We start from the raw sequence: 8,905 nt of genomic DNA, 5'->3' as shown, positions 1-8,905 counted from the left end.
GGCGCCGGAGGACCAGGCCCCGGAGGACCTGGCGGGGGCCCTGCGCGAGGCGGCCCTGGTGCCGTGGCCGCGGCTCGGCCGGGCCCGCTCCCGCCCGTCCGGGGCGGCCGTCCCGCTGCTGCGCCGGGAGGCGCCGTACGGCCCGTGGCTGCCCGGGGTGCCCGCCCCGGCCGTGGTGCTGACGGACTGCGGTGCTATGGGCTCCACGGCGTGATGCGCATCACTGTGCGGGGACAAATCGGACACCATCTTTGTGCACACGTTCACAAACGCATAGCCTGGCTGTCAAAGCCCAGCTTCACCCACAGGAGCACCGTGGCAATCGGCCGATCACCACAGAGCAGTTCGCAGACGCCCGACCAGGGCGCCGCGCGCCGACCCTCGCGTGCCCGGGGCATCCCGGAGGCGACCGTCGCCCGCCTGCCCCTCTACCTGCGGGCCCTCACCGCGCTCTCCGAGCGCTCGGTGCCGACCGTCTCCTCCGAGGAGCTGGCCGCCGCGGCCGGGGTCAACTCCGCCAAGCTGCGCAAGGACTTCTCCTACCTCGGCTCCTACGGCACCCGCGGTGTCGGCTACGACGTCGAGTACCTCGTCTACCAGATCTCCCGCGAGCTCGGCCTGACCCAGGACTGGCCCGTCGTCATCGTCGGCATCGGGAACCTCGGCCACGCCCTCGCGAACTACGGCGGCTTCGCCTCCCGCGGCTTCCGGGTCGCCGCCCTGCTGGACGCCGACCCGAACGTCGTCGGTTCCACGGCGGCCGGGCTGCCGGTGCGCCACATGGACGAGCTGGAGTCGATCGTCGAGAGCCAGCACGTCTCGATCGGCGTCATCACCACCCCGCCCGGCGCCGCCCAGCAGGTCTGCGACCGCCTGGTCGAGTCCGGCGTCACCAGCATCCTCAACTTCGCCCCGACCGTGCTGACCGTCCCGGACGGCGTGGACGTGCGCAAGGTGGACCTCTCCATCGAGCTGCAGATCCTGGCCTTCCACGAGCAGCGCAAGGCCGGCGAGGAGCCCGACCACACCGAGTCGGTGCTCGACCGCGCCCCCGGCCCGGTCCGCGCCGCGGCCGCCAAGCTGCGCCGCGCGGCCGGCGGCAGCGGCAAGGGCCGCGCCGAGGCCGCCGCCAAGGACCAGGCCGAGCAGGCCAAGGGCAAGACCGCCAAGGGCGGCGAGGGCGACCTGTCCGCGGTGATGCCCGCATGAACACGAGGATCTGTGGGGGGCGGGCGTGAGTCTTCTCGTCGTAGGACTGAGCCACCGGACGGCGCCGGTCGGCGTGCTGGAGCGCGCCGCGCTGACCGGTGACGCGCCGACCCGGCTGCTGCACGACGCCGCGGCCACGGCGACCGTCGCCGAGGCCGCGCTGCTCAACACCTGCAACCGCATCGAGCTGTACGCGGACGTCGACAAGTTCCACGCCGGCGTCGCCGAGCTGTCGCTGCTGCTGGCCCACCACAGCGGGGTGGACCTGGAGGAGCTGACCCCCCACCTGTACGTCCACTACGAGGACCGCGCCGTCCACCACCTCTTCTCGGTGGCCTGCGGCCTGGACTCGATGGTCGTCGGCGAGGGCCAGATCCTCGGCCAGCTGCGCGACGCGCTGGCCAAGGCCCAGGACGAGCACACCGCGGGGCGTGGCCTGAACGAGCTGTTCCAGCAGGCGCTGCGGGTCGGCAAGCGGGCCCACAGCGAGACCGGCATCGACAAGGCCGGCCAGTCGCTGGTGACCTTCGGCCTGGAGCAGGTCGCGGCCGGCGCGGGCGAGATCGCCGGCAAGCGGGCCCTGGTGGTCGGCGCCGGCTCGATGAGCTCGCTGGCCGCCGCGACCCTGGTCCGCTCCGGCGTCACCGACCTGCTGGTCGCCAACCGGACGCCGGCCCGCGCCGAGCGCCTGGTCGAGATCCTCGGCCCGGGCGTGGCCCGCACCCTGGACCTGGCCAAGGTGCCGCAGGCGCTGGCCGACGTCGACCTGGTGATCTCCTGCACCGGCGCGGCCGGTGTGGTGATCCGGGCCGAGGACGTCGCCGCCGCGGTCGCCGCCCGCCGGTCGGAGCAGCCGCTCGCGCTGCTCGACCTCGCCATGCCGCGCGACGTCGACCACGCGGTGCACGAGCTGCCCGGCGCCCTGCTGGTCGACCTGGAGAGCCTCTCGCACGCGCACGCCGCCAGCCCCGGCGCGGGCGACGTGGACGCCGTCACCAGGATCGTCGCGGACGAGGTGAGCGCGTTCGGCGCCGCCCAGCGGGCCGCCCGGATCGCGCCGACCGTCGTCGCGCTGCGCTCGATGGCCTCCGACGTCGTCGCCGCCGAGCTCGGCCGGCTGGACTCCCGGCTGCCCGACCTCGACGAGCGCTCGCGCGCCGAGATCACCCAGACCGTCCGGCGGGTCGTCGACAAGCTGCTGCACGCACCCACCGTGCGGGTCAAGCAGCTCGCCGCCGAGCCCGGCGGCGCCTCCTACGCGGACGCCCTGCGCGAACTGTTCGACCTCGACCCGGCGGCCGTGCACGCCGTGTCGGGCACGCCCGTCGGCGGCCGGCCCCAGCCCTCGGGCGGGAGCGCCGGATGAACCGTCAGCCATCCCACGAGTACCACCGGGACGATCACCTCATGAATGGTCAACCGATCACGGAGCAGGCTCCGGCCGCCCCCGCCCTGCGGCTCGGCACCCGGCGCAGCGCGCTCGCCATGGCCCAGTCGGGCATGGTCGCCCGCGAGGTGACCAGGCTCACCGGGCGCGCCGTCGAGCTGGTCGAGATCACCACCTACGGCGACACCTCGCGCGAGGCGCTGGCCCAGATCGGCGGCACCGGCGTGTTCGTCTCCGCGCTGCGCGACGCGCTGCTGGAGGGCCGGATCGACTTCGCCGTGCACTCGCTGAAGGACCTGCCCACCGCCGCCCCCGAGGGCCTGGTGCTGGCCGCCGTCCCCGAGCGCGAGGACGTCCGCGACGCCCTGGTCGCCCACGAGGGCCTGGCCCTGGCCGAGCTGGTGGAGAAGCTGGCCGGCGCCGGCCGCGCGGCCCGGATCGGCACCGGCTCCCCGCGCCGGATGGCCCAGCTGAACGCCTGGGCCGCCGCCCGCGGCGTCGCCCTGGAGACCGTCGCGATCCGCGGCAACGTGGACACCCGGATCGGCTACGTCACCAAGGGCGAGCTGGACGCCGTGGTGCTCGCGACGGCCGGCCTGAACCGGCTCGGCCGCAGCGCGGAGATCTCCGAGCACCTCGACCCCGAGCTGATGATCCCGGCCCCCGGCCAGGGCGCGCTCGCCATCGAGTGCACCAGCGCCAACACTGACCTCGCCGCCGCGCTCGCCGCCCTCGACCACGCCCCCACGCGGGCCGAGGTGGCCGCCGAGCGCGCGCTGCTGGCCGCCCTGGAGGCCGGCTGCTCGGCGCCGGTGGCCGGGCTGGCCACCTGGGTCCGGCCGAACGAACTGCGGCTGGAGGGCGTGGTCGGCACCACCGACGGCGCCACCCTGCTGAAGATGTCCGCCAACGGTCCGATCGTCCTCGACGAGACCGCCGAGCAGCAGGCGGCGGCCCTCGGCCGCGCGCTGGCCGCGCGGCTGCTCGACGCGGGCGCGGCCGCCCTGATGGGGGAGCGAGCCCGATGAGCGAGCGAAGCGAGCGAATCATGAAGAGGTGCGCGTTTCGCGAAGAGACCGCCGAGCGCAGCGAGGTGGGCGCATGAGCGACCGAAGTGAGCGAATCATGAATAGGTGCGCGTGGGCGAATGCCCCTGCCGAGCGCAGCGAGGTGGGCGCATGAGCCCCACCGCCGCCACCGACACCCCGTTCCCGGCCGGCCAGTCCGCCGCCGGACGGTGCACCTTCCTGGGCGCGGGCCCCGGGGACCCGGGGCTGCTGACCCTGCGCGCGGTCGAGGTGCTGTCCTCGGCTGACGTCCTGGTCGCCGATCCGCTGACCGCCGCCGCCGTGCGCAGCCACTGCCCGGCCGGCGTGCAGGTGCACACCCCCGGCGCCGAGGGCGTCGAGCTCGACCTGGCCAAGCTGGTCGCCGAGGCCGTGCGGGCCGGCAAGCACGTGGTCCGCACCGTCGACGGCGACCCGGGCCTGGACGGCTGCGCCGCCGAGGAGATGCTCAGCTGCGCGGGCGACGGGATCGCCTTCGAGGTGGTCCCGGGCGTCGCCCAGTCGGTCGGCGTGCCGGCCTACGCCGGTGTGCCGCTGCGCGGCTCCGCCGGCACCGACGTCCGCTTCGTCGACGGCGCGGCGCTGCTGGCCGGCGGCCCGGTCGACCTGGGCGCGCCGGAGACCACCCTGGTGGTCCGCACGACGCTGGGCCAGCTGCCGGCCACCGCCGCCGCGCTGGTCTCCAACGGCCGCAAGCCGGAGGCGGCGCTGAGCGCGACGCTGTCCGGCACCACCACGCGCCAGCGCACCTTCACCTCGACCCTGTCCGGCATCGCGGCCGACCTGAAGGCCGCCCGGGTGCTGCCCTCGCCGGTCTCGGCCCCGGTCGACCCGGCCACCTCGGTGATAGCCGTGGTGGGCGAGCAGGTCGCCCACCGCGCCTCGCACTCGTGGTTCGAGACCAAGCCGCTGTTCGGCTGGAACGTCCTCGTGCCGCGCACCAAGGAGCAGGCCCACGGCCTGTCCGAGCAGCTGCGCTCGTACGGCGCGGTGCCGCAGGAGGTGCCGACCATCGCGGTCGAGCCGCCGCGCACCCCGCAGCAGATGGAACGGGCCATCAAGGGCCTGGTGACCGGCCGCTACGAGTGGATCGCCTTCACCTCGGTGAACGCCGTCCGCGCCGTCCGGGAGAAGTTCGAGGAGTACGGCCTGGACGCCCGCGCGTTCGCCGGCATCAAGGTCGCGGCGGTCGGCGAGACCACCGCGCAGGCCCTGGTGGACTTCGGCGTCAAGCCGGACCTGGTGCCCTCCGGCGAGCAGTCCGCGGCCGGCCTGCTGGAGGACTGGCCGCCCTACGACCCGGTGTTCGACCCGATCGACCGGGTGCTGCTGCCGCGCGCCGACATCGCCACCGAGACCCTGGTGGCCGGCCTGGTCGAGCTCGGCTGGGAGGTCGACGACGTGACGGCGTACCGGACGGTGCGCGCTTCGCCGCCGCCGGCCGAGACCCGCGAGGCGATCAAGGGCGGCGGCTTCGACGCGGTGCTCTTCACCTCGTCCTCGACCGTGCGCAACCTGGTCGGCATCGCCGGCAAGCCGCACAACGTCACGGTCATCGCCTGCATCGGCCCGGCCACCGCCAAGACCGCCGAGGAGCACGGCCTGCGGGTCGACGTGATGGCCCCGGCGCCGTCGGCGGCCGCGCTGGCCCAGGCGCTGGCAGACTTCGGGGCCAAGCGCCGCGACACCGCGACGGCCGCCGGTGAGCCGGTCTACCGGCCCAGCGAGCGCCGCCCGGGTTCGCGCCGCAAGGCCCGCTGACCCCCCGCTGTGACCCGGGGGCGGTGATCCCGCCGCCCCCGGAGCTGCACCACCGTTCGGAGAGAGAAGCCGTGTCCGCTGAATTCCCGTACGTTCGCCCCCGCCGGCTGCGCCAGAGCCCGGCGATGCGCCGGCTGGTCGCCGAGACCCGGCTGCACCCGGCGGAGCTGATCCTGCCGCTGTTCGTCCGCGAGGGCGTCAGCGAGCCCATCCCGGTCACCTCGATGCCGGGCGTCGTCCAGCACACCCGGGACACCCTGCGCAAGGCCGTGGTCGAGGCAGCCGAGGCCGGTCTGGGCGGCGTCATGCTGTTCGGCGTGCCCGCGGTGCAGGACGCGATCGGCAGCGAGGGCACCAACCCGGACGGCATCCTCCAGCAGGCGATCCGGGACGTCGTCTCCGAGGCCGGCGACGCCCTGGTGGTCATGTCCGACCTGTGCCTGGACGAGTACACCGACCACGGCCACTGCGGCGTGCTGGCCGCCGACGGCAGCGTGGACAACGACGCCACCCTGGAGCGCTACGCCGAGATGGCCCGAGTGCAGGCCGACGCCGGCGTCCACCTCGTCGGCCCGTCCGGGATGATGGACGGCCAGATCGCGGTGGTCCGCCGGGCGCTGGACGAGGCCGGGCACCAGGACACGGGCATCCTCGCCTACACCGCGAAGTACGCCTCGGCGTTCTACGGCCCCTTCCGCGAGGCCGTCGGCTCCTCGCTCAAGGGCGACCGCAAGACCTACCAGCAGGACCCGGCCAACGCCCGCGAGTCGCTGCGCGAGCTCCAGCAGGACGTCGCCGAGGGCGCCGACCTGGTGATGGTCAAGCCCGCCATGGCCTACCTCGACATCCTGCGCCAGGTCGCCGACGCCTCGCCGGTGCCGGTCGCCGCGTACCAGGTGTCCGGGGAGTACGCGATGGTCGAGGCCGCGGCGGCGAACGGCTGGATCGACCGCGAGCGGATGATCATGGAGACGCTCACCTCGATCCGCCGGGCCGGCGCCCAGCAGATCCTCACCTACTGGGCGGCCGAGGCCGCCGCGATGCTCAAGTAGGTGGCGCAGTCGTGCACGAGGCCGGGCCCCTCCCCGTGAGGAGGGGCCCGGCCTTCGCCGTACGGTTACCGCCAGTCGTGGACGTGGACGAAGCCGTCCTCGCCGCCGGCGACGTCCGTGGCGGTGGCGGCGCCCCAGCCCTCGCCGCCGGTGACGATGTGCGAGGTGTGGGCGATGCCGGCCCACTGCCCGGCCGCGAACACCGGGTCGGCGGAGCCGACGAACTCGCCGCCGCCCGCCAGGCCGACGTGCGCGAACGCCGGGGTGGCGGCACCCGCGAGCGCGAGCGCGGCGGTGGCGGTCAGCGCGACCTTGGCCAGCTTGCTCTTCATGGTTCTGCCCTCTCTTCGGGAGCGCCTCGGCCGGCGCTCTGCCTCTGACACGTGATCACTTCCGGCCGCCCGGCCCGCCGCCCCACGCGCCGGACCGGACGGCCGTTCACCCGGCCGGGCGCACCCCAGTGCGGCAGCCCGCCGGACACCTCGTCCGTACAGCCCGGAGGGCCCGGGGAGACCAACCTCCCCGGGCCCTCCGTCCGTGCCATGCCCCTGGATCAGCCGATCAGGTGCGAGACACCCGCGTCGCCCGAGGACTGGGTGTTCTGGCCGACGTTGCAGATCTGCTTCGGGGTGCTGTTCAGGACCGGCACCTCGACCGGAACCGCGACGCCGACGACGGCGACGGCGATGTTGTGGACCTCCGGCAGGCAGATGTTCGCGTTGTCCAGGGTGTGGAAGTTCGGGCTGCCGTTGCCGTGGGTGCCGGTCTGGTTGGTGCCACCGTTGCCCTGGACCGAGGTGGCGGCGCCATCCGAGTCGACGATGGCGGAGGCCGAGCCCGCGGACATCGCGATGGCGGCGGCGGCCAGGCCGGCGGCGGCGAGGGACTTCTTGATCATTTCCGGTTTTCCTCTCGAGGGGTGAATCGGGGAGCGATTCGAAGGATGGTTCAGGAGGCCTGCCCGGGAGCTGCAGGCGGGACGGCTGCGACGGTTCGTCAGCCGACCAGGTGGGAGACGCCGGCGTCGCCGTGGCTCTGGGTGCCCTGGCCCTGGGTGCAGTACTGCTTGCCACCGCTGTTGGCGATCGGGACCTCGACCGGGACGGCCACACCGAGAACGCCCACGGCGATGTTGTGGATCTCGGGGAGGCAGACGTTCGCGTTGTCCAGGAAGTGGAAGTTCGGGCTGTTGTTCCCGACGGTGCCGGTGAAGTTGGTGCCGCCGTTGCCCTCGATGGAGGCGGCGGCGCCGTCCGCGTCACCGATGGCGGTGGCCGGCGCGGCGGCGGCGGCCAGCGCGGCGACGGCCAGGCCGGCGGCGGCGAAGGACTTCTGGATCATGGGGAGATCCCTCTCTGAAAAGCTCTTGGTTTCCGTGCGTACAACGCGTAGAACGCTCAGACCCGGTCTGCAGTCACTGACGTCCAGATCAAAGAATGACGGCACGGAAGGTTACGGGGATTTTTGAAAAGAGTCCGGGAGGCGCGTCCTGGAGTGGTTTCCGGTCGGATTATTAGGCCGAATCGGTTAACCGCCGCAATCCGCACTCCCGCTCACTCGTTGAGACAGATTGCTTTACGGCTGCGGTACTCGGGTAGCGCGGCCGTACCCCCCTCGGAAGATCTCCAGTACGGACAGGCAGAACGGTGAAAAGCATGAAGTTCTCCAAGCGGGCCGGCGCGATGCTGCTGGCGGTCGGTGCGGGCGTCCTCGCCTCCCAGGGATCGGCCTCCGCCGCCCCGATGAGCCCCGACCAGGTCGGTGCGCTGGAGGACAAGCTGGCCACCCAGCAGGTCCCCGCGGACATCCCGCTCGCCCCGCTGGACAGCCACGTCAAGGCCGGCATCCCCACCTCGCTGGTGATGCCGCCGGCGCCGGGGCGCACCACCAGCACCAGCACCGAACTGCTCCCGGACCGCCTCATCCCCGAGCTGCGCACCGGCAAGGTGGGCCCGAGCGCCAAGGCCGAGCTGCCCGTCCCGCTGGTGGACGAGAGCACCGACCTCGGCAAGGTCCTGCTGGACGCCCCCGCCGCGCCGCTGCGGGCCGACACCCCGGGCCTCGCCCTCGGCAAGCCGCTCTCGCTCGCCCAGGACGGCACCGGCCAGCTGGCCGGCGGTCACCTCAAGGTGGACGAGGTGGACCCGCGGCTGGTCACCGGCGCGGTGCAGGCCGTGCCGGGCGCCAAGGCCACCCTCGGCGACGAGGCCCACCGCATCTCCCTCACCGACGAGGTGAACGACCTGGCCACGACCACCACGGCCACCACGACCGGCGTCGTGCAGGAGACCGGGCTGACGGACCTCGCCCAGCTCTGAGCCCCCCTCTGAGCCCCCCCGCACACGCGAGAGCCCGGCACCCCCCGGGAACAAAGGGATGCGGGGGCACCGGAGGTGGAACGGGAGCAGCGCGGCCGGCAGCACGGAAGA

Annotated in this window: 9 protein-coding genes and 1 pseudogene; 7 read left to right on the top strand and 3 right to left on the bottom strand. The window is 73.8% G+C overall.

Annotated elements, in window-relative coordinates; genetic code table 11:
• The 6 genes and pseudogenes from AB0O00_RS22570 to hemB form a co-directional block, all read left to right on the top strand.
• Positions 1-214: pseudogene (locus tag AB0O00_RS22570) on the top strand (hypothetical protein); the annotation flags it as partial.
• A 107-nt stretch (positions 215-321) separates the two neighbouring features.
• On the top strand, positions 322-1,209 hold the full coding sequence (locus AB0O00_RS22565) for a redox-sensing transcriptional repressor Rex (RefSeq protein ID WP_363654474.1): 888 nt from the start codon (positions 322-324) through the stop codon (positions 1,207-1,209).
• A gap of 25 nt (positions 1,210-1,234) precedes the next feature.
• On the top strand, positions 1,235-2,575 hold the full coding sequence (locus tag AB0O00_RS22560) for a glutamyl-tRNA reductase (RefSeq protein ID WP_363654472.1): 1,341 nt from the start codon (positions 1,235-1,237) through the stop codon (positions 2,573-2,575).
• A gap of 41 nt (positions 2,576-2,616) precedes the next feature.
• The gene (gene hemC, locus AB0O00_RS22555; protein ID WP_363654470.1) at positions 2,617-3,624 is read left to right on the top strand and encodes a hydroxymethylbilane synthase; all 1,008 of its coding nucleotides are present in this window, start codon (positions 2,617-2,619) and stop codon (positions 3,622-3,624) included.
• Positions 3,625-3,774: 150 nt separating this feature from the next.
• The gene (locus tag AB0O00_RS22550; RefSeq protein ID WP_363654468.1) at positions 3,775-5,424 is read left to right on the top strand and encodes a uroporphyrinogen-III synthase; all 1,650 of its coding nucleotides are present in this window, start codon (positions 3,775-3,777) and stop codon (positions 5,422-5,424) included.
• A gap of 71 nt (positions 5,425-5,495) precedes the next feature.
• A complete protein-coding gene (gene hemB, locus AB0O00_RS22545; protein WP_363654467.1) occupies positions 5,496-6,476 on the top strand; it encodes a porphobilinogen synthase in 981 nt (326 codons plus the stop codon).
• 65 nt (positions 6,477-6,541) lie between these two features.
• Here the strand turns inward: hemB and AB0O00_RS22540 are convergent, their stop codons facing one another.
• From AB0O00_RS22540 to AB0O00_RS22530, 3 genes are all read right to left on the bottom strand, one after another.
• A complete protein-coding gene (locus tag AB0O00_RS22540; RefSeq protein ID WP_363654465.1) occupies positions 6,542-6,808 on the bottom strand; it encodes a hypothetical protein in 267 nt (88 codons plus the stop codon).
• Positions 6,809-7,029: 221 nt separating this feature from the next.
• The gene (locus AB0O00_RS22535; RefSeq protein WP_188309838.1) at positions 7,030-7,374 is read right to left on the bottom strand and encodes a rodlet layer protein; all 345 of its coding nucleotides are present in this window, start codon (positions 7,372-7,374) and stop codon (positions 7,030-7,032) included.
• 98 nt (positions 7,375-7,472) lie between these two features.
• Positions 7,473-7,817 carry a rodlet layer protein gene (locus AB0O00_RS22530; protein WP_329929036.1) on the bottom strand — a complete coding sequence of 115 codons (345 nt, stop codon included), beginning with the start codon at positions 7,815-7,817 and terminating at the stop codon, positions 7,473-7,475.
• 314 nt (positions 7,818-8,131) lie between these two features.
• On the opposite strand from AB0O00_RS22530, the gene AB0O00_RS22525 reads away from it, so the two are divergent.
• Positions 8,132-8,794 carry a hypothetical protein gene (locus AB0O00_RS22525; protein ID WP_363654463.1) on the top strand — a complete coding sequence of 221 codons (663 nt, stop codon included), beginning with the start codon at positions 8,132-8,134 and terminating at the stop codon, positions 8,792-8,794.
• Positions 8,795-8,905: the final 111 nt, after the last annotated feature.

It is taken from the genome of Kitasatospora sp. NPDC093558 (genome assembly GCF_040683475.1).
Classification (GTDB): Bacteria; Actinomycetota; Actinomycetes; order Streptomycetales; family Streptomycetaceae; genus Kitasatospora.
This window is presented reverse-complemented; position numbering and strand designations above follow the sequence as displayed.

Excerpts from the sequence above, each read along its gene's own strand:
- hemC (WP_363654470.1), top strand. The coding sequence starts at position 2,617 with ATGAATGGTCAACCGATCACGGAGCAGGCTCCGGCCGCCCCCGCCCTG.
- AB0O00_RS22540 (WP_363654465.1), bottom strand. The coding sequence starts at position 6,808 with ATGAAGAGCAAGCTGGCCAAGGTCGCGCTGACCGCCACCGCCGCGCTC.
- AB0O00_RS22535 (WP_188309838.1), bottom strand. The coding sequence starts at position 7,374 with ATGATCAAGAAGTCCCTCGCCGCCGCCGGCCTGGCCGCCGCCGCCATC.
- AB0O00_RS22530 (WP_329929036.1), bottom strand. The coding sequence starts at position 7,817 with ATGATCCAGAAGTCCTTCGCCGCCGCCGGCCTGGCCGTCGCCGCGCTG.
- AB0O00_RS22550 (WP_363654468.1), top strand. The coding sequence starts at position 3,775 with ATGAGCCCCACCGCCGCCACCGACACCCCGTTCCCGGCCGGCCAGTCC.
- AB0O00_RS22525 (WP_363654463.1), top strand. The coding sequence starts at position 8,132 with ATGAAGTTCTCCAAGCGGGCCGGCGCGATGCTGCTGGCGGTCGGTGCG.